The organism is Allofournierella massiliensis, from assembly GCF_964241245.1.
In the GTDB taxonomy this organism is placed as follows: Bacteria; Bacillota; Clostridia; order Oscillospirales; family Ruminococcaceae; genus Allofournierella; species Allofournierella massiliensis.
In genome coordinates, this window is record NZ_CAXSWZ010000003.1 from 133,152 (window position 1) to 152,977 (window position 19,826).

Below are 19,826 nucleotides of genomic sequence, written 5' to 3' on the forward strand. Positions count from 1 at the left end.
TCCTTGCATTTTCAGCCCCCTGCACAGGGCGGTGCACCCATTTTTTTACAAAAGCTTTATCCGGCGCCGTCCGGTGCGCGTTGACAAGGGGTTTTGATTGCTTTAATATGGTAATTAACCGGTCTGCACACCTTTGTGCCGGCCAGAAAAACCGGGCTGCGACCCCTTCGGAGCCGCCCCGAAAAAAGGAGTTTTGAACGATGGACACCCCGGGTATTTTTCCCGGCTTTTCCAGCCTTGCCGCCCTTGCAGTCTGCTGTGTGGTGGGGCTTCTGCTTCTGGCCGCCGGCCTGCTGGGCGGCTGGGCTGCCGCCAAAAAGGAGATGCGGCTGCCCGGATGGCTTTCCCGCCTGCTTGCTCCCGCCGGGCTGGGCAATGACGAGACGGTAACCGAAGAGGACCTGTTCGAGCTGGTGGACGACGCGGACGAACAGGATCTGATCGACACCGCCCAGAAAACCATGATCACCAATATCTTCGACCTTTCGGATGTGAGCGCCGGTGATGTGATGACCCACCGCACCGAGGTGAACGCGGTGAACGAGCACGCCTCCTGCCGGGAGGCGGTGGAGCTGGCCCTTTCCACCGGAAACAGCCGGCTGCCGGTGTACCGCAAAAGCCTGGACAATGTGACCGGCATTCTGTATGTGAAGGATCTGCTGCGGCTGTTCGACGATCCCGGCGTGCTGGAGCGTCAGGTGAGTGAATTTGCCCGCAAGGCCATGTATGTGCCGGAAAGCCGCCCCGCCGGTGAGCTGATGATGGACTTCAAAAAACAGCACACCATGATCGCCATCGTGGTGGACGAGTACGGCGGCACCGCCGGTCTTGTGACCATGGAGGACATTCTGGAGGAGATCGTGGGCGACATCCAGGACGAGTACGACACCGAAGAAGCCGAACTGACCCCCTGCGAGGGTGGTTTTCTGGTCGAAGGTTCGCTGGATCTGGAGGACGTGTTCGAGGCCTTCGGCATGGAGTGCCCCGAGCGCACCGACGAGGAGGAATTCGACACGGTGGGCGGCCTGATCGCCGACCGGCTGGGCCGCATTCCGGAAAACGGTGAACCGGCCACCGTCCAGTGGGGCGGGCTGAGCTTCACCTGCCTGGAGGTACGCGACCGCCGCATCCAGCGGGTGCGCTGCACCCGGCTGGAAGAGCCCGACGCACAAAGCGAGGAAAAGGAGCGTTGAATCGTGGCACATTTTGAAAAGACCCTGAGCAGCGAGACCCGGTTTGAGGGCCGGGTATTCACCGTGACCGTGGACAAGGTGGAGCTGGAAAACGGCCGCACCTCCACCCGCGAGGTGGTGCATCACCACGGCGGCGCCTGCATCGCCGCTCTGTCCGATGAGAACGAGGTCTATCTGGTCCGGCAGTTCCGCTACGCCTTCGGGCAGGAGCTGTGGGAGCTGCCCGCCGGCAAGCTGGAAAAAGGGGAGGACCCCTTTGCCGCCGCCAGGCGGGAGCTGGGCGAGGAATGCGGCCTGACCGCCGAGCACTTTGTGGATCTGGGCCCGGTGTATCCCACCGTGGGCTACTGCAGCGAGATCATCTACTGCTGGGCTGCCATCGGCCTTGCTCCCTGCGACATGCATCTGGACGAGGACGAGTTCCTCACCCCGGAAAAGGTTCCCTTCGACAAGGCGGTGGAAATGGTGCTCTCCGGCGAGATCCGGGACGGCAAAACCGTGGCTGCTCTGCTGAAGATCAAAGCCCTGCGGGATGCAGGCAAGCTGTAAAGCGTTTTCAATTCATCAAAAAGCCGTATGTTCGTTGTTGGTTCGAACATACGGCTTTCTTTTTACATAATGGCCTGCCCCTGCAGATACAGCGCCGCGTAGGCGCACAGAGCCATTCCGCTTATCACACACAGTGCCACCCGCAGCCAGAGCACACGAATACGGGCCATGAGGAAAAAGGCCGGAAGGCAGGCAAACAGATACCGGGGGCCGCTGATCATCCAACCCGCCAGATAGGTCATGCCCAGATAGGCCCCGCCCCAGATGAGCCACTCGGTGCGCACCCCGGCAAACAGGCCCCAGGCCAGCAGCCCCAGCACCGCGAAATACAGCAGAATCTGCGGCCAGTAAATAAAGCCCGCAAGCCCCGGATACTGCAGTGCCAGATTCCAGTGCTGGGTCAGATTCTCGCTGATCCACCGGGTGGTCTGATACCAGGGAGGCGCTGCCTGAAATTCCAGAAAGGCGAACCAGTCCCCGAACACCAGCCGGTTGCACAGCAGGTAACCGCCCCAGCCCGCCGGGATCAGCAGCAATCCGAAACTTTTCAGCCCCTGTCGGCCGCTCTGGCGTGCCCGCAGCCAGAGCCAGAGCACCGGCAGCAGCAGAACCATTCCCTGGGTACGGCAAAGGGCTGCAAGCCCCCCCAGCAGCCCGGCCCAGCCCCAATGACCGGTCAGGGCCATTCGCATGCAGCAGAGGCAGAGCAGCAGAAACAGGCTTTCGGTATAGATGCCCATGCTGAAAAAGGAAAAGGGATACACTGCCAGAAACGCCACCGCCCACACAGCCTGCACCCGGGGCAGCCAGCGCCCTGCAAGGCTCAGTGCCACAACGCCGCAGCCACCCCAGCACAGCTGACTGACCAGAAGGCCTGCCAGTGCAAAATCGCCTCCTGTGAACAGACTCACCAATCGGATGCACAGGGGATACAACGGGTAAAAGACGATCCATTTGGCATCCTCCCCCTGGGGCAGATAACCGTTTTGGGCAATGAACAGGTAATGGGGGCTGTCGCCTGCCTGTGTGAATCTCTGCCAGAAGTGAGCAAGGAAAGCCTCTGCCCCTCCGCTCTGGTTCAGGGTGAGCCAGGCGAAAAAGAGCACCGCCCACTGCACTGCCAGCATTGCAAAAAAGGCGGCAATGTACTCCCGCCGGGAAAAACAGGCCGGGCGGGGCAGCGGATCCTCCCTGTGGAACATCCGCCATTCCGGCAGCCGAACCGGCATCCAGCCCAGCAGCGCCAGGCAGCGAACCGCCAGAAGCAGAACAAAGGCGATCATTCCTCCGCCGCCCAGCCAGCCAATGATCTGAGCCATCGTATCCTCCTTGCCGCACGGTTTATGCGCTCAGCATATATACCGCGCCATAGAAATTAAACAGGATTGCCGCCAGCAAAAGCCCCCGGGCAGCAGGGCCTGCCTCAAAGTGACGGCGGGCAAAAAATAAAAGGCAGAAGGGGAAGGGATCCACCAGATACCGGGCGCCGAACTGCCAGCCGCCCAGCGTGCGGTGCAGGCACAGCACCACCACCGTGGCGAGATAACAGGCCACCAGAATCCCGTCCGCCCATTCCAGCTGTTTTTTGCGCAGGCGGGCAAACAGCGCCAGCAGCCAGAGCAGCAGCAGCGGATTTGCCACAAAGGGAAGAAAGCCGTTGAACACCGGGAAGGAAAGATCCAGCGCTTTGGTCAGCAGCACCGGACGCAGCAGATTTTTCAGGTTGGGCCAGAAGTAGGTCAGACTGAACTGGCCGTTTTCCTCCCGCATGAATTCCGGCAGATAATTGTGGCCGAATTCCAGAGGGTTTCCGAAGCGCGCCCAGTTGTACCAGCCCAGAGCCAGTGCCACCAGTACGGGCAGTACGCTCACTGCCGCCAGATGCTTCCACCGGCCCTGCCGCACCGCTCCCCACAGCGGCCGCAGAAACAGAAGTACCGCCAGCAAAGCAGAAAAGGGCCTGCAGCCCACCGCCAGTGCCAGCAGAAAGAAGGCGGGAATCTCCCGCCCGGCCAACCAGAAAAAACAGCCCCAGACGCAAAAGGCAAGCGCAAGCAGCTGGGCCAGCATCCAAACTCCGCCGCTGGTACTCAGCCAGAAGGTATTGCTGCCAAGGCTCACAAAAAGGGCAAAAAACGCACAGGTTTCCGGTGTTTTTCCTCCCTGCCAGAACATCAGATACACACCTGCCGCCACAGCCAGCCCATAACAGGCAGCAATCAGATTGGAGGTCACCGCACCGCCCCACAGTGCCCAGGGCAATGCCAGAACAGAGGGAACCGGTGGAAAGGAAAGATAATACTGATTGTTAAATATCGCAAGTTCCAACCATGGGTATTGTTCTCCATTCTGGATGGCCATGCTGCCCTGCAGCCAGTTTTTCGCCTGAAGCAGGTAACTGTCATAGGGATTCTGGGCCAGCAGTGTTCCCCCTGCCAGCGAATGGAACAGCAAAATTGCAAAGGCAAACAGTGCCAGCGTTCCGGCCAGCGCAGCCCCATGCGCCCGGGAAAATGAGGATTTGGATGCGGGCAAACGTCTCCCTCCTTCGATTTTCTGAATTTATCGCTCGTTCAAAATACAATTCGTAATTTTTTTAAATTTTATACTTTTCATGCGGCTACTTTCTTCGCCTGCCGGCCGACTTCAGCCATCGTACGCTTTTGATTATACCTGCCTGGCCCCCATCCGGTCAAAAGATTTTGATCGCACAGACACAAAACGACCTCCCGGACGGATAATTCCATTCGGGAGATCGTCTGATGTTTCATCTCTTATTCAGCTCCAGCGCGGTAACCGCTTCACCGTTTTCGTCCAGCGTCATGGTCAGGCTGCCTGAATTCTCCTCCGCCTTGTCGTAAAGGTAAAACCACAGCTGTCGGTTGCCCTCGCCGTCCCGGCCATAGTGCAGCGCATTGTCGCCGGAATAGCCTTTCACCGCACGCATCACATCCTCCGGCGTTTCGCCCACGCCCCAGCCTGCCCGGATCAGATCGTCGGCCAGGTCATACTCGCTTATCCCGGCGGACTGCAGATGCAGGGTCCAGGGATCCAGCTGGGTGATCACGCCGTTTTGATACATCGCCAGATTCGCCCGGTAGGCAAGGCGCTGGTGCTGGCACAGGCACAGCGCCAGGAACAGCCCTGCCGCCGCAAAGGTGCCCAGACGAATCCAGTCCAGCCGGCGGAATACCGCCAGCAGCGCCAGCACACTGACCACCACCAGCACCAGCATGAACCAGCTGGACAGGATGCGCTTTTCGGTAAACCCGAAACGGGTCACATACAGCCCCATCTTGGAGGCTCCCACCAGCACAAACAGCAGGTTTGCCGCCATCAGGGCGGCGGTCAGGCCCCGCAGCAGGGGATTGCTCTCCGGCCTGCCCTTACACAGGGCAGTAACGGCCAGCAGCAGCCCGAAGTTGAGCACAGCCACCGCGCACAGCTCAAAGAAGCCCCGCCGGGCATATTCCGCAGCGGTGAACCCTTCAGGCAGGTGCCCAAAGAAGGCTCCGAACAGATAGCCCGCCTGCACCGCGAAAAAGAGCAGATACAGCACGCAGAAGGCCACCAGCCCCAAGGTCATGGCGCTTTGGGGCAGACAGCGCTGTTTTTCCAGCGCCGCCAGCCAGCGGCTCTGCCTGTCCGGGTCCGGCTTCTGGCGCAGCACGCTGCCCAGCGCGCCGTACAGATAAGCGCCCACCGGCAGCGAGGCCGCAAACAGCAGCAGTCGGCCCGCCACCCATTCCGGCACTGTGAGCAGCTGCGCGAAGTTTTCCAGCAGAGAGGCAAAGCCCGCATCCGCCCCGGCCAGCAGCATGAGCGCCAGCAGAAACAGGGGAACCAGCAGGCAGAGCGCAAGCCCCGCGCCCAATAAATCCCGCTTTTTGTGCTGCCGCGCCGCCCGCAGCTTTTCCCAGACACGCCGGCAGCCGTACCACATTACCCGAATGCGCAAAAAGAACCAGAAGAAGGGGCGGCCCAGCAGGCAAAGAACCGCGTCCAGCGGGGCAAAGCAGCCGGTGCGTCCGCCGCCAATGAGCAGGCCCGCCCGGCAGACCAGCCAGTACATGGCCCCCAGATGAAGCGCCAGAACCTGCCAGCCGTAGTAGCCATATTCATAATCATGCCAGTAGCCCGCGCCATAAAGCAGAGGGCGCAGAATCAGAAGGTTCGCCAGCAGCAGGGCGGCAAAGCCCAGCCACCACCAGCTCTCCGCCGGGGCCTTACGGCCCGCCCGGCGCAGAAAGAATTCCGCGCCGCCGAAAAACAGCACACAGAACACCCCCAGCGTGGCCGGGTTCATTCCGCCCGCGTGCCAGTTGGAAAAGGGCATCAGCGGCGCTCCCAGCACAAGGCCGCAGAAATAAAACCAGCCCAGCAGATAGCTGTAAACCGCCGCGCCCAGCTGCAGCCGGCTTGCCCGGAAGGGCTGGACCGGTTTCGCTGTGTATACGGGCTGTACGCCCACGGGGCGGTCGGTGGTCTGGCCGTTCACCGTGCCGGGTTCCGGCATCACTGCGCCCTCCGGACGGGTCCGTTCTTCCATGGATCATCCCTCCTGTTTCGTTTCTTGTTTTCGCCGGGCTCAGAGCTCCGGCCGTTTGGGGGCATTGGATGCCCCGGGGCGGGTTTCCAGAATTGCCGCCGTGACGCCGTTCACCAGAAGCACCGCCAGCAGCAGCGCCCCTGAAACCATCTGCCCGGCGGGCTGGGTATCCAGCAGGGCGCTGAAATTCTGAATCTCCACCAGATATCGGGTATAGGCAATCCAGCCGTAAAGGCTGATCGCGCAGGCGGCCAGGCTGACCGCGATGCACCAGTGCCAGCGCCTGCCTTTGCGGGCCAGCAGTGCGCCGCCCAGCGGCGGAAGCACCAGTGCTGCCAATCCCAGGAAAATACTCATCAAATTCCACCATTCCGGATGCTGCATAAAGCTCCTCCTTTGCTCGGTGATCGTGTTTGTTACTGCGTGCCGTCCTCCGGCACATATTCCAGCAGGTCCGCCGGCTGGCAGTCCAGCGCCTTGCACAGCGCCTCCAGCGTGGAGAACCGCACCGCCTTGGCCTTGTTGTTTTTCAGGATGGACAGGTTGGCCGGGGTGATGCCCACCCGCTCGGCCAGCTCGCCCGCGCTGATCTTGCGCCTGGCCATCATCACATCCAGATTGATCACAATCGGCATTGCTTTCTTCGCCTCCTCACACCGTCAGGTCCAGTTCGTCCTTCATTTCGCAGGCCTGCCGGAACACGTTCTGCACAATGCGCAGAATCAACGCCATAAAGGCTGCCGCCACCATCACCAGCAGATAGGGCAGATAATAGAGGGCGCTGGCCAGACAGATGGCCGCCACCACCCAGCAGCAGCGGCTGAGCACGGCAAGACAGGTGACATTCTGCTCCACAAACACCTGCCCCTTGTCCAGATTGGCCAGCAGCCGGTACAGCCGGTACAGCGCGAAATAGGCCGGAATGCTGGCCGCGTAAAGGGTGAGCAGGAACAGCGCCTGCCAGGGCAGATCAGCCGTCAACCGGTAGCGGGTCCAGCTCAAGAACCATTCCACCAGCCAGTAGGCCGCCACATCCACGCCCACCAGCACACCCAGAAAGACCTTCACCAGCAGCTGGGAGATGGCCAGACTGCCCACGGCGTCGTTTTGCTGTTTCATATCCCGTTTCCTCCATTTCGCCCGGCGAATAGCCGGGGCCGTTTTGTTGCTACCACTCTACCACAGGTTTTATTGATTTTCAAGTCTTTTTTATCGTTTTTCGATATTTTTTAATTGTTTTTCAAGAGAACAGTGTTCCATGTGGAACATGTTCTTTTCTTATTCCGGCATTTTCTGCAAAAAAACACCCGTCTGCTTTTGAACAGCAAACGGGTGTTTCGATTAAATTAGATCAGACAGCAGGGAAGGGCTTATTCTTCCTCGTCGTCTGCCGCAACGGGTTCCTCCGCCTGGGCGGCTTCCTCAGCGGCCAGTGCGGCCAGCTCCTCCTCGCTCAGAGCTTCCTCCGGCTCATTCTCCGGCTTTTCCACCTCAGCGTCATCGGAATGCTCGGTGCGGGCCACGGTGACCACCCGGTCGCCTTCGCCCAGACGCATCACGCGCACACCGCTGCCATAGCGGCTCTGGATGTTGATGTCCGCCGCGTGCATGCGGATGATGATACCCTCCTGGCTGATGAGGATGATATCGTCCTCTTCCTCCAGCACCTTGATGCCGGCAACCTCGCCCTTGCCGTAGTTGCGGATGCCCTTACCGCCGCGGCTCTGCAGGCGGTAGTCATCGATGCGGCTGCGGCGGCCCTTGCCGTTCTCGGTCACGGTGAACACGGTGGCGCCGGGATGTACCACGCCAACGCCCACCACGTAGTCGCCCTCGTCCAGCCGGATGGCGCGCACGCCATGGCCCAGTCGGCCCATGCTGCGGGCGTCCTGCTCGTTGAAGCGGATGGCCAGGCCGTCGTGGGTGGCCACGATCAGCTCATCCTCACCGGTGGTGATCTGGGTCCAGGCCAGGCTGTCGCCCTCGTACATGCTCACCGCCAGCAGGCCGCTCTTGCGGATGTTGGCGTAGGCCTCGATGGGGGTACGCTTGATGACGCCCTGACGGGTGACCATGACCAGATAGCCCTCGGCATTTTCGGCGGGCATACGCAGCATGCTGGTGACCTTTTCGCCGTTCTGCAGCGGCAGCAGGTTCACGATGTTGGTGCCGCGGGAGGTGCGGCTGCCCTCGTAGATCTGGTAGCCCTTCAGCCGGTAAACGCGGCCCTGATCGGTGACGAAAAGCACGAAGTCGTGGGTGGAACCGATGAACAGCTCCTCCACAAAGTCCTCGTCCTTGTGGGACAGGCCGGAAATACCGCGGCCGCCGCGCTTCTGCACCTGATAGGTGTCCTGAGGCTGGCGCTTGATGTAGCCCTCGTGGGTGAGGGTAAACACGCACTGCTCCACCGGGATCAGATCCTCGATATCCACCTCGCCGGACACATGGGCGATCTCGGTGCGGCGGTCGTCGCCATACTTCTCCTTGAGGGCGGTCAGCTCCTCTTTTACAATGGCATAGACCTTTTCGTCGCTGGCCAGAATGGCGCGCCACTCGGTGATATGACCCTGCAGCTCGGCCAGCTCGCTCTCGATCTTCAAAATTTCCAGACCGGCCAACTGGCCCAGACGGAAGGCGCAGATGGCGGCAGCCTGCACTTCATCAAAGCCGAACTGCTCCATGATGGCGGCGCGGGCCTCGGCCTGGCCGCCCTTGCAGGCGCGGATGGTGGCGATGATCTCGTCCACGATGTCGGTGGCACGCTTCAGACCTTCCAGAATGTGGGCGCGCTCCTCGGCCTTCTTCAGATCAAAGGCGGTGCGCCGGCGCACGACCTGCGCCTGGAACGCCACATAGCGTTCCAGCATGGTTTTCAGTGTCATGGTCTTGGGCACGCCGCCGTCCAGCGCCAGCAGGTGCACACCCACGGTGTCCTGCAGCTGGGTGTAGCGGTACAGCTGGTTCAGCACCACCTGAGGGTTCGCGTCCTTTTTCAGCTCGATGACGATCCGCATGCCGTGGCGGTTGGACTCGTCGTTCAGATCGCTGATGCCCTCGATGCGCTTTTCCTTCACCAGGTCCGCGATGTTCTCGATCAGGCGGGCCTTGTTGACCATGTAGGGGATCTCGGTGACGATGATCTGGAACCGGCCGTTCTTCTTCTCCTCGATCTCGGCGCGGCCGCGCAGGGTGATCTTGCCGCGGCCGGTGGCGTAGGCGGCACGGATGCCGCTGCGGCCCATGATGATGCCGCCGGTGGGGAAGTCGGGGCCCTTGATGTGCTCCATCAGGCCGGCCAGGTCGATGTCCGGATCGTCGATCAGGGCCACCGCGCCCTCGATGACCTCGGTCAGGTTATGGGGCGGGATGTTGGTGGCCATACCCACGGCAATACCGGTGGAACCGTTTACCAGCAGGTTGGGGAACCGGCTGGGCAGCACGGTGGGCTCCTTCTTGGTTTCGTCGAAGTTCAAACCGAAGTCCACGGTGTCTTTCTCGATGTCGGTGAGCAGATCCACCGCCATCTTGCTCATGCGGGCCTCGGTGTAACGGTAGGCAGCCGGGGGGTCGCCATCCACGCTACCGAAGTTACCCTGGCCATCCACCAGCGGATAGCGCATGGAGAAATCCTGCGCCAGACGAACCATGGCGTCATAAACCGACGCGTCACCATGGGGGTGATAGGAGCCCAGCACGGCGCCCACGGTATCCGCACTCTTGCGGTAGGGGTGGCTGGGGTCGTTGCCGCGCTCGTACATGGTGTAAAGGATGCGGCGGTGCACCGGCTTCAGGCCGTCGCGCACATCCGGCAGAGCACGGGATACGATAACGGACATGGAATAGTCCAGAAAGGCCCGTTCGATCTCGTCTTTTACGTCCCGGACGATGAGATGCGTGCCCGGGGTTACGCTGTTTTCGATCATAGTTTCCGTTTCCTTTCCATTACACATCCAGATTGGCGTATTCCGCGTTCTTTTCGATGAACTGGCGGCGCGGCTCCACCTTGTCGCCCATCAGGATGGTGAAGGCCTCGTCGGCCTTTTCCGCGTCCTCGATGGAGATCTGCACGATGACCCGGTTGTCCGGATTCATGGTGGTTTCCCACAGCTGCTCGGGGTTCATCTCACCAAGGCCCTTATAGCGGTTGATTTTCACGCCCTGGCCCATCTCGGCGCTCATCTGGGTCATTTCCGGCTCGTTGTAGGCATAGCGCACGTCCTTGCCCTTGGTCAGCTTGAACAGGGGAGGCTGTGCGATGTACACATAGCCGCCCTCAATCAGCGGGCGCATGAACCGGAAGAAGAAGGTGAGCATCAGGGTGCAGATATGGCTGCCGTCCACGTCCGCATCGGCCATGATAAAGACCTTGTGGTAGCGCAGCTTCTCGATATCAAATTCCTCGCCGATGCCGCAGCCCAGTGCGGTGACCACGGGCATGAGCTTTTCGTTGCCGTAGACCTTGTCCAGGCGGGCCTTTTCCACGTTCAGCATCTTGCCCCACAGCGGCAGGATGGCCTGAATGTTGGAGTCACGGCCCATCTTGGCGCTGCCGCCGGCGGAATCACCCTCGACGATGAAGATTTCGGTCTTGGAGGGGTCCTTTTCCCGGCAGTCGGCCAGCTTGCCGGGCATACGGCTGGTTTCCAGCGCACTCTTGCGGCGAACCAGATCCCGGGCTTTTCGGGCAGCTTCCCGGGCGCGGGCGGCCTGAGTGGCCTTCTCGTAGATAGCCTTGGCCACGCCGGGGTTCTCTTCCAGGAATTCCTTCAGCTTGTCGTAGACCATGCCGGAAACCAGGCTGCGCACCTCGGTGTTGCCCAGCTTGGCCTTGGTCTGGCCCTCGAACTGGGCCTCGGTGAGCTTGACGCTGATCACGCAGGTCAGGCCCTCGCGCACGTCGTTGCCGGTCAGGTTGTCGTCCTTGTCCTTCAGATAGCCCTTTTCCCGGCCGAAATCATTGATCACGCGGGTGAGGGCATTTTTAAAGCCTTCCTCATGGGTACCGCCGTCCGGAGTGTTCACGTTGTTGGCAAAGGACAGAATCAGCTCGTTAAAGCTGTCGTTGTACTGCATGGCCACCTCGGCGATAATGTCGTCCTTCTGGCCCTTCAGGTGGATGACCTGGGGATGCAGCACGGTATTGTCCCGCTTCTTCTGCAGATATTCCACGAAGCTGGCAATGCCGCCCTCGTAGTGCATGCTTTCGCGCACCACCTCGTCGCCCCGTTCGTCGGTGAAGGTGATACGGACGCCCGCGTTCAGGAAGGCCTCCTCCCGCAGGCGGATCAGCAGAGTCTCGTAATCATAGACGGTGGTTTCGGTGAACATCACCGGATCCGCCTTGAAGCGCACGGTGGTGCCGGTGGAGGCGGCGGGGCCCAGCTTTTTCAGGGGTGCATCCGGCACGCCCCGCTGGAACCGCTGGTAGTATTCATAGCCATCCTTGCGGACGATGACCTCCAGCCACTCGCTCAGGGCGTTTACCACGCTGGAGCCCACGCCGTGCAGGCCGCCGGCCACCTTATAGCCGGAATTTTCGCCGCCGAACTTGCCGCCGGCGTGCAGCACGGTGAGAACAACGGTTACGGCGGGGATGCCCAGCTTGGGCTGGATATCCACGGGAATACCGCGGCCGTTATCGGTGACTTCGATCACGTCGCCCTTCTTGATGGTGACTTCGATGTGGTCGCAGAAGCCCGCCAGCGCCTCGTCGATGGCGTTGTCCACGATCTCGTAGACCAGATGGTGCAGGCCCTTGGGGCCGGTGGAGCCGATGTACATGCCCGGCCGTTTGCGCACCGCTTCCAGCCCTTCCAGCACCTGGATCTGGCTGCCGTCGTACTGGTCGGCGCCCTCCTGCGGCTGCTTGTTCAATTCTTCTGCCATTGTTTTGCCTCCTGTTGTTTCTGGGCGGGTTTCAGTCGCCCGGTGCGCGCCGTGCGCGCTCGTTCCTTTTGCTTGAAAAATGCCCCGTCACACACTGCCCAGCTGGTCCAGCCGGCCGCAGCGTTTTTCCAGTGTTTTGGACGAGATGGGGCTGATAAATACCGTTTCGTCCGGGAAGTCCGTTACCACGAAGCTCTTGGGAAGCTCGTCGCTCAAAGTGACCACCGCGCCCTCGGTTTCCGCGTGCCGCAAAAACGCCCGCGTATGCTTGGAGATCGAGGTGGTTTCGAGATCGAAAATCCCGATGATATCCCTTGTATGGACCACATAGTCCTGCCCTAAATGCAAATACATTTTTTACCTACCCGACTTTTTTAGCGGACCCGACCGGATACTCGTACCGATCCGTTTATCCTTTCGCACCCGGTTTTCCTCAGCAAAAACCGCCGGCTGCCTTTTTTAGCGGACCCGACCGGATACTCGTACTGATCCGTTTATCCTTTCGCACCCGGTTTTCCTCAGCAAAAAACGCCGGCTGCCTTTTTAGCGGACCCGACCGGTCACTTGTACCGATTCGTTTATCCTTTCGCACCCGATTCTTCTCAGCAAGGGCCGCTGACCGTCCTGTTGCCCCGATCTTCGGCACAGAGTCATGTTCTTTCGAATCCGTCCCCGGCAGCCTCAATCAGGCCGCGGCAGATTCTTTTCTGTCTGCTTTTTCGATAAGCCTGCGAAGCAGGGAAGAGCATCCGGTATTTTTCCGGCTGGATGTAAAAGGTGCGTTTTTTATAGCTTTTCCAGCACGCCGCCCTCCATCCGGAACAATTCGCCCTCGGTTTTGTGGAACAGGCTGGAATCGCAGGCCGTCACGATAGTCTGCTTCTGGCGCATCCGGGTGAGCAGGTATTCCTGCCGGGTGGCGTCCAGCTCGCTGAGCACGTCGTCCAGCAGCATCACCGGGTGCTCCCCGGTGATCTCCTGCGCGCAGCTGGCCTCTGCCAGCTTCAAACTCAACACCGCACTCCGCTGCTGGCCCTGGCTGGCAAACAGCTTTGCCGGCTGACCGTCCATCAGCACCGAGAAATCCTCCCGGTGCGGGCCTGCCGTGGAAAAGCCCGCCTTCAGATCAGCTTTCCGGCTTTCCCGCAGGGTTTCCAGCAGGCCTTTTTCATCGAAGCTGGGCTGATACACCAGCTCCAGCTCCTCGCTGCCCTGGGAAATATCCCGGTAATTGGCGGTAACCAGCGGCCGCAGCCGCTTCATATACTCCATCCGGCGCAGCGTAAGCTCCTGCCCGTAGCGGGCCAGCTCCTCGTCGAACACATCCAGCATCTGGGCGGCGCCCGGTGTGCGGTCATAATGCTTGAGCAGGGCATTTTTCTGAGTCAGCAGACGGGCATACCGCCGCCATGCTGCCAGATATCCCGGATACAACTGGCACAGCGCCGCATCCAGAAAGCGCCGCCGTCCCTCCGGGCTGCCCTTCACCAGGCTCAGATTGCCCGGCTCGAACACCACCGCCGTAAAGCTGCCCGCCAGTGCCGAGGCGCGGCCCAGATCCACCCCGTTGCGTTTGGCCGTCCGGCCCGGGCGGGGAGTATCCCGCCCGCCGATGGTCAGATAAATCTGGTTTTCCTGCCCCTCACTGGTTTCGGTTTGGGCCTGCAGCACCGAAAACGGCTGATCCCGGGCAATCAGCTCCGCGTCCTTTGCACCCCGGAAGCTCTTGCCGCCGGTGAGCAGCCACACTGCCTCCAGCAGATTGGTCTTGCCCTGACCGTTTTTGCCGCAGATCACCGTAAGCTCCGGGCATGGAGTGAAATCCGCCTGCCGGATATTCCGGTAATTCTGCAGCGAAAGCTCCTTCAGCCGCATGGGCTTACTGTCCGTCGGCCACGGTTACAGTGCGGCCTTCCAGCGTTACGGTATCGCCTGGGCGCAGCTTTTTGCCCCGCATTTCACATACCTCGCCGTTCACCAGCACCTGGCCGGCCTGGATCAGCACCTTGGCCTCACCGCCGGTTTCCACCATACCTGCCAGCTTGAGCAGCGCGTCCAGTTTGATAAATTCCGTATGGATCAGAATTCGTTCCATCGTATCAGTTCCTTTGCATTTTGGGTTGAATGTGTGAGTTTTTTGCCTCATTGCCTGTTTTCAGGCTTCAGCGCCCTGCAAACAGGTCTAAAAACGTTTTTTGACCTGTTCAAGGGAAAAATCCTTATCGAAGCGAAAACCGCTTGAATACGCACAGAAGCGGAGGATGCGTTGGGGACCCGGTTTTGCCAGCAGTCCTCAAACACCCTGCCGGCTTGGCAGCGTACGCTGTTTCGAGACCGTTTATTTATACATCCGGATATGCACAGTCTCATCCAGCAGGCAACAATTGTCCAGATCAGTCATTTTTAAAGCGTACCGGCAATACCAGATAGATGAAATCTTCGCCTTCCTCAGGCAGAATTTTCACCGGACTCAGCGGGCCGCTCAGCTCCAGTACCACTTTTTCGCAGCGGGCGTTGCGCAGGGCATCCAGCAGATAGCGGTTGTTGAAGCCGATCTCCACCGGATCGCCTTCCACCTGGGCGGAAAATTCGTCCACAACCTTGCCCAGGTTGGTCTGGCAGCGCACGGTCACCTTGCCGGAAGCATCGAAGAGGATGCGCAGCGGGTTTTTCAGCCGCTCGGTGATGATCAGGCTGGCGCGCTCGATGGTATCGATGAAATCTCTGGTCTCCAGAACCACCCGGGTCTTGCAGCCGTTCGGGATCACATTGGCATAATTGAGGAATTCGCCCTCGATCAGGCGGGAGAGAATGGTATAGTTCCCGGAATTGAAGACCACAAAACGACGGTTGGCGGAGATGCGCACGTCGTCCTCGTCATCACCCAGCAGCTTGTTCACCTCGGTGAGCGTTTTGGCGGGAATGATGATGCGGATGTGCTTTTCCGCCTGAACCGGACGCTCCACAATGGCCAGCCGGTAACCGTCCAGTGCAACGACGGTCAGTTTGTCTTCTTCAATGGCGAACAGCTCGCCGGTATGAGCAGGTTTTTTGTCGTCCTGGCTTACGGCGTAAAGAGTTTTTTCGATCATGCCCCGCAGTATACCGGCCTTGATGGTCAGCGTATGGTCTGCACCGGGGGTGGGCAGATCCGGATAATCGGATGCGCTCATGGCTAAGATGTCGAATTCCGCCACGCCGCCCTTAATGGTGGCATTGCCGGATTCATTGGTATAGATGCTTACCTCACCGCTGGGCAGGCGGCGAACCATGTCTCTCAGCAGCTTTGCAGACAGAACGATTTCACCGGCCTGGCGAACGTTGGCCTCGATGGTGGTGGTGATGCCCATTTCCAGATCATAGCCGGTAAGGGTGAGCTGAAAACCTTCCGCTTTCAGAAGGATGCCTTCCAGAGCGGGAATTGAGGATCGAAGTGTGACGGCTTTCGACACACCATCAATGGCACTGGACAGAAGGGCTTTGTCGCAAACAATGTTCATGGAGATGCTCCTTTCTTGCGATGGAAAAGTGATTTTGGTCTTCAAATAGCATAGTTTCAGGTAGACGTAGTAATAGGGGGTGTGAAAACTGTGGAAAAACGGCGCGAAGCCTTTTGAAGACCGGGTTTGTGGGCTGTGGAAAGGTGAGCCCGCTTTGTTTAAAAATTGTGGATAAGCGAAAAATGAAAAGTTTTACACAGGCCCTGTGAAAAAGCCTTTGTTGAATGTTGAAAACAAACAGAAAAACTTTTTGCCTGCGCAGGGCACTGTTTTAAGGAAATATTGCAGTTTGTATAATTTAGAAAGTCACGAAACGTGTCGCGGCAGGTATGGGAAAAACCGCGCAGAGAGCCAATTTTTGCAAAAGGCGCAGGGCGCGGTGAAGCGTTATAAAGAGATGAAAAAAGAAAGATAAGCAGCGGCCAAAAACAGGTACAGCCGGCAGGTGCGCCATGCTGTACCCGATGTGCGAAAGGGGCGGCCCGCTCGTATGGCCTTTAGGAGCGGACGTTTTTAATGATATCCTCCACCGTTTCCTTCAGGTGGCGGTCGTTGTTCAGATTGTTCTCCATGGATTTCAGGGAGTACACGATGGTGGAGTGATCCCGGCCGCCGAATTCCTTGCCGATGTCCTCCATGCTCATGCCGGTGATTTCGCGCACCACATAGATGGCGGTCTGGCGGGCGGAGGAGATGTTGGCGGTGCGGCGCATGCCACGGATCTCCGCGGGGGTCACGTTATAGGTGCGGCCAACCTCGCCGATGATCTTCTCGATGGTCACCGGCACCGGCTGGGTTTCATTCAGAATATCCTTGATGGCGTTCTGGGCCACGCCGATCACAGGCTGGATGCCCTCCAGCATGTAGTAGGCGTTCAGTTTTTTCACCGCGCCTTCCAGCTGACGGATGTTGTTTTTCAGATGGTTTGCGATGAATTCGGCCACGTCGTCCGGCATGTCCAGATTGAACAGCTCGGCCTTGCGGCGGATGATGGCTACTCGGGTCTCGAAGTCCGGCGGCTGAATGTCCGCGGTGAGGCCCCACTCGAAACGGGTGCGCAGCCGCTCCTCCAGGCTCTTGATCTCCTTGGCGGGGCGATCGCTGGCCAGCACAATCTGCTTGCCGGCGTTGTGCAGTGTGTTAAAGGTGTGGAAGAACTCCTCCTGAGTACTTTCCTTACCGGCAATGAACTGGATATCGTCCACCAGAAGCACGTCTGCCGCACGGTACTTCTGGCGGAAGCTCTCGGTGTTGCCCTCCCGGATGGCGGTGATGATCTCGTTGGTGAACTTTTCGCAGTCCACATATACAATATTAAAGTCCGGGTGGTTTTTCTTGATCTCCACCTGGATGGCGTTGAGCAGGTGCGTTTTACCGAGGCCGGACTGACCGTAGATGAACAGGGGATTGTAGGCCCCGGAGGGATTGGAGGCCACGGCCTGAGCAGCCGCATAGGCGAACTGGTTGGAGGGGCCCTTGATGAAGTTTTCGAAGGTGAAGTCGTATTTGCCGCTGGGTGCGCTTACCGGAGCAGGTTTTTCCGGTTCCGGGGCAGGCTTTTCCGGGGCGGCTGCGGGCACGACGAGCTCCACCTCCACGTCGAAGCCCAGCACGGCGGCCAGAGCTTCCTTCAGCAGAGGCGTATAGCGATCCCGCACGATGGTGCAGATAAAATCATTGCGCACAGCCAGCACAACCTTGCCGCTGCCCTCGAAGCTCACCGCCTCCAGCCCGTCGATGTACAGGTTGTAGGTGGCGTCCACCAGGCGCTCCTTGCAGTAGGCCTTCGCTGCGCTTAAAACGTCGTTAAAGGAATCCATAGGCAAAAACGCTCCATTGTTGAAAATTAGTATCTGATTGATTATATCATAAAAAAACGACCTTTACAATGTTATTTATTATACTATAGCTATAATACGGGCTGGAAGGGGGCTAAAAACGCTTTTCGGCCAGCGGGCAAAGGGGGCACAAAGGCCCGCCGGTGCGGCGTTTACAGGGCAAAACAGGGTAAACAGGGCCAAAACAGCCTGTAAAGCAAAAAACTTTGCGGAAAGTGTTGACAAAGGCGGAAATCATCCGCTATACTTTTATGATGCAAGGTCATCTGTGTATCTACACAGAGAAAATCAATAAAATCTGCCCCATTGCGGGGCCTTTTGGAGGATATCGTCATGAAAAGAACTTTTCAGCCCAAGAAGCGTCAGCGCAGTGGTGTGCACGGCTTTCTGAAGAGAATGGCCAGCAAGAACGGCCGCAAGGTGATCGCTGCCCGTCGTGCCAAGGGCCGCGCCAAGCTGTCTGCCTGAGTGTTAAAACAAAGCCCCGCTTTCTTTAAGCGGGCAAGCTTGCAAGGCCACTGAGTTGTTAGTGGCCTTGTTTTTCCATACGGGGGAAGATCCATGCGCTATCGGCCGATCACCCGCAACAAGGAGTTTGCCCGGGCCTATGCCCGGGGAAAGGCCTTTGTGCATCCTAAACTGGTGTTGTATGTGATGAAAAACCGCCTGGGGCACACCCGGGTTGGCATTACTGCAACCAAAAAAATCGGCAACGCCGTGCACCGGAACCGGGCACGGCGAGTTATCCGTGCCGCCTTGTACCAGACGCTGCCCTATGATGTGGGCGGGCTTGACCTGGTGTTTGTGGCCCGGGGCCAGACCACCCGCTGCAAAAGCGGCGAGGTGCAGAAGGCTGCCGAACAGCTGCTGAAAAACGCGGGCCTGGTCAGATGATCGCCCGCGTTTTAGTGCTACCCATAAAGTGGTATAAGAAATACATCTCGCCCCATCTGGGCACCAATTGCCGCTTTCTTCCCACCTGCAGCGAATATGCCATGGAGGCGCTGCTCACCCACGGCGCGGTGAAGGGAAGCATTCTGGCGGCATGGCGCATTCTGCGCTGCAATCCTCTGTGCAAAGGCGGTTATGATCCGGTTCCCCCGAAGGGCCGATGGAAAAACGATGACCGCCGCCTGTTCCGCGGCCATTGACTGCGGGCTGCACACCTTTCTTCTATTTTGCCCCTTGTGACGCGCCCCGTTTTGCGCCGGGGACGTGTCCTACGAAAAAATCTACAAAAGCCCTGGCGCGCAAACGGGGCGGATAGGAAACAAGAATTATGGGAATTTTAGGCATTCTCGGCACGCCCCTTGGTTATGTGCTGCAGTGGATCTACCAGTTTGTGGGCAACTACGGCTGGTCCATCATCCTGTTCACAGTGATCGTGCGCCTGCTGTCCTTCCCGCTGCAGATCAAGCAGCAGAAGAGCACCGCCCGGATGGCTGCGTACCAGCCGATGATCCAGGAGATCCAGAAAAAGTACGCCAAGGACAAGGAAAAGCAGAACGAAGAGCTGATGCGCATGCAGCAGGAGTACGGCTATAACCCTGCCGCCGGCTGTGCGCCCATGCTGATCAACTTCCTGGTGATCTTCGGCATCATCGAGGTGGTGTACCGCCCGCTGAAGTACATCATGCACCTGCCTGCCGAGGCGCTGAACGCCGCGGCCGAGCAGCTGGGCATGGCGGCCAACAACTACATGGCCCAGAGCGAGATCATCAAGCAGGTTCAGCTGGATCCCAATGTGTTCGGCAACATCTTTACCGCCGAGCAGATTGAAGCCATGCAGAACTTCAATGTGAACTTCTTTGGCATCAACCTGATGGATAAGCCCGGCTTTGCGCTGAACACCCTGCTGATCTTCCCCATCCTGAGCATCATCACCATGGCCATGCTGAACGTGATCACCATGAAGATGAGCGGCCAGCAGATGCAGGGCAGCATGAAGTGGATGCCCTGGATCACCAGCCTGATGTTTGTCTGGTTCGCCTTCCAGGTACCTGTGGGCTTCTCTTTGTATTACACTGTGTCTAACCTGTTTATGTTTATCCAGAGCGTAATCCTTCGCAAGATGTATGACCCCGAGAAACTGAAGGTGGAAATTGCGGCGGAGATCGAGGCCAAGAAGCTGGAGCGCAAGGCAAAAAAACAGGTGACCATTGTGGAGAACGGCAAGGAAACCACCCGTTCGGTCAATGAAGCGGAACTGAACCGGCTGCGTCTGGAAATGGCCCGCAAGCTGGATGAGGAAAAATACAAGGACGAGCGGACCGTGCCCCTGAGCCAGCTGAACAAGGAGGAATGAGTC

At 58.9% G+C, this 19,826-nt stretch carries 20 protein-coding genes; 7 read left to right on the top strand and 13 right to left on the bottom strand.

Annotated features, from left to right (window positions below; translation table 11 throughout):
- Window positions 1–200: 200 nt before the first annotated feature.
- Together ACESYO_RS02980 and ACESYO_RS02985 are read left to right on the top strand one after the other, a co-directional pair.
- Window positions 201–1,193, top strand: coding sequence for a hemolysin family protein (locus tag ACESYO_RS02980; RefSeq protein WP_346671930.1), 993 nt, complete (start codon window positions 201–203; stop codon window positions 1,191–1,193).
- A 3-nt stretch (window positions 1,194–1,196) separates the two neighbouring features.
- Window positions 1,197–1,742 (top strand): NUDIX hydrolase, encoded by a 546-nt coding sequence (locus tag ACESYO_RS02985; protein ID WP_373209334.1) that lies wholly within the window; start codon window positions 1,197–1,199, stop codon window positions 1,740–1,742.
- A gap of 62 nt (window positions 1,743–1,804) precedes the next feature.
- On the opposite strand, the gene ACESYO_RS02990 is transcribed toward ACESYO_RS02985, so the two are convergent.
- From ACESYO_RS02990 to dnaN, 12 genes are all read right to left on the bottom strand, one after another.
- Complete coding sequence (locus tag ACESYO_RS02990) at window positions 1,805–3,061, bottom strand: hypothetical protein (protein WP_373209333.1); 1,257 nt, start codon at window positions 3,059–3,061, stop codon at window positions 1,805–1,807.
- A gap of 22 nt (window positions 3,062–3,083) precedes the next feature.
- On the bottom strand, window positions 3,084–4,277 hold the full coding sequence (locus tag ACESYO_RS02995; protein WP_373209332.1) for a hypothetical protein: 1,194 nt from the start codon (window positions 4,275–4,277) through the stop codon (window positions 3,084–3,086).
- A 232-nt stretch (window positions 4,278–4,509) separates the two neighbouring features.
- Window positions 4,510–6,291: a DUF4153 domain-containing protein gene (locus tag ACESYO_RS03000; protein ID WP_373209331.1), complete on the bottom strand. Its 1,782-nt coding sequence runs from the start codon at window positions 6,289–6,291 to the stop codon at window positions 4,510–4,512.
- Between the two features lie 39 nt (window positions 6,292–6,330).
- On the bottom strand, window positions 6,331–6,675 hold the full coding sequence (locus ACESYO_RS03005; protein ID WP_346671935.1) for a hypothetical protein: 345 nt from the start codon (window positions 6,673–6,675) through the stop codon (window positions 6,331–6,333).
- A gap of 32 nt (window positions 6,676–6,707) precedes the next feature.
- Window positions 6,708–6,926 (bottom strand): helix-turn-helix domain-containing protein, encoded by a 219-nt coding sequence (locus tag ACESYO_RS03010; protein ID WP_058963425.1) that lies wholly within the window; start codon window positions 6,924–6,926, stop codon window positions 6,708–6,710.
- A 16-nt stretch (window positions 6,927–6,942) separates the two neighbouring features.
- Window positions 6,943–7,410, bottom strand: coding sequence for a DUF2975 domain-containing protein (locus tag ACESYO_RS03015; protein ID WP_058963426.1), 468 nt, complete (start codon window positions 7,408–7,410; stop codon window positions 6,943–6,945).
- A gap of 251 nt (window positions 7,411–7,661) precedes the next feature.
- Window positions 7,662–10,217, bottom strand: coding sequence for a DNA gyrase subunit A (gene gyrA, locus ACESYO_RS03020; protein WP_373209330.1), 2,556 nt, complete (start codon window positions 10,215–10,217; stop codon window positions 7,662–7,664).
- 19 nt (window positions 10,218–10,236) lie between these two features.
- The gene (gene gyrB, locus ACESYO_RS03025) at window positions 10,237–12,180 is read right to left on the bottom strand and encodes a DNA topoisomerase (ATP-hydrolyzing) subunit B (RefSeq protein ID WP_058963428.1); all 1,944 of its coding nucleotides are present in this window, start codon (window positions 12,178–12,180) and stop codon (window positions 10,237–10,239) included.
- A gap of 87 nt (window positions 12,181–12,267) precedes the next feature.
- Window positions 12,268–12,534 carry an extracellular matrix regulator RemB gene (gene remB, locus ACESYO_RS03030; RefSeq protein ID WP_373209328.1) on the bottom strand — a complete coding sequence of 89 codons (267 nt, stop codon included), beginning with the start codon at window positions 12,532–12,534 and terminating at the stop codon, window positions 12,268–12,270.
- A gap of 432 nt (window positions 12,535–12,966) precedes the next feature.
- Window positions 12,967–14,055, bottom strand: a complete 1,089-nt coding sequence (gene recF / locus ACESYO_RS03035; RefSeq protein WP_373209327.1) for a DNA replication/repair protein RecF — start codon at window positions 14,053–14,055, stop codon at window positions 12,967–12,969.
- A gap of 4 nt (window positions 14,056–14,059) precedes the next feature.
- Window positions 14,060–14,275 carry an RNA-binding S4 domain-containing protein gene (locus tag ACESYO_RS03040; protein ID WP_058963431.1) on the bottom strand — a complete coding sequence of 72 codons (216 nt, stop codon included), beginning with the start codon at window positions 14,273–14,275 and terminating at the stop codon, window positions 14,060–14,062.
- Window positions 14,276–14,573: 298 nt separating this feature from the next.
- The gene (gene dnaN, locus ACESYO_RS03045; protein WP_373209326.1) at window positions 14,574–15,680 is read right to left on the bottom strand and encodes a DNA polymerase III subunit beta; all 1,107 of its coding nucleotides are present in this window, start codon (window positions 15,678–15,680) and stop codon (window positions 14,574–14,576) included.
- Between the two features lie 205 nt (window positions 15,681–15,885).
- On the opposite strand from dnaN, the gene ACESYO_RS03050 reads away from it, so the two are divergent.
- Window positions 15,886–16,095: a hypothetical protein gene (locus tag ACESYO_RS03050; protein WP_346671937.1), complete on the top strand. Its 210-nt coding sequence runs from the start codon at window positions 15,886–15,888 to the stop codon at window positions 16,093–16,095.
- An 82-nt stretch (window positions 16,096–16,177) separates the two neighbouring features.
- Here ACESYO_RS03050 and dnaA read toward each other — a convergent pair whose 3' ends face one another.
- Entirely contained in the window at window positions 16,178–17,500 is a 1,323-nt protein-coding gene (gene dnaA / locus ACESYO_RS03055; protein ID WP_058963433.1) for a chromosomal replication initiator protein DnaA, read from the bottom strand.
- A gap of 351 nt (window positions 17,501–17,851) precedes the next feature.
- Here dnaA and rpmH point away from each other — a divergent pair, with 351 nt between their 5' ends.
- From rpmH to ACESYO_RS03075, 4 genes are all read left to right on the top strand, one after another.
- Window positions 17,852–17,986: a 50S ribosomal protein L34 gene (gene rpmH / locus ACESYO_RS03060; RefSeq protein ID WP_058963434.1), complete on the top strand. Its 135-nt coding sequence runs from the start codon at window positions 17,852–17,854 to the stop codon at window positions 17,984–17,986.
- Window positions 17,987–18,079: 93 nt separating this feature from the next.
- Complete coding sequence (gene rnpA, locus ACESYO_RS03065; protein WP_087181387.1) at window positions 18,080–18,412, top strand: ribonuclease P protein component; 333 nt, start codon at window positions 18,080–18,082, stop codon at window positions 18,410–18,412.
- Window positions 18,409–18,669 (top strand): membrane protein insertion efficiency factor YidD, encoded by a 261-nt coding sequence (yidD, locus tag ACESYO_RS03070; protein WP_058963436.1) that lies wholly within the window; start codon window positions 18,409–18,411, stop codon window positions 18,667–18,669. The genes rnpA and yidD overlap by 4 nt, the downstream gene beginning before the upstream one ends.
- Before the next feature lie 128 nt (window positions 18,670–18,797).
- Window positions 18,798–19,823 (top strand): YidC/Oxa1 family membrane protein insertase, encoded by a 1,026-nt coding sequence (locus ACESYO_RS03075; protein WP_058963437.1) that lies wholly within the window; start codon window positions 18,798–18,800, stop codon window positions 19,821–19,823.
- Window positions 19,824–19,826: the final 3 nt, after the last annotated feature.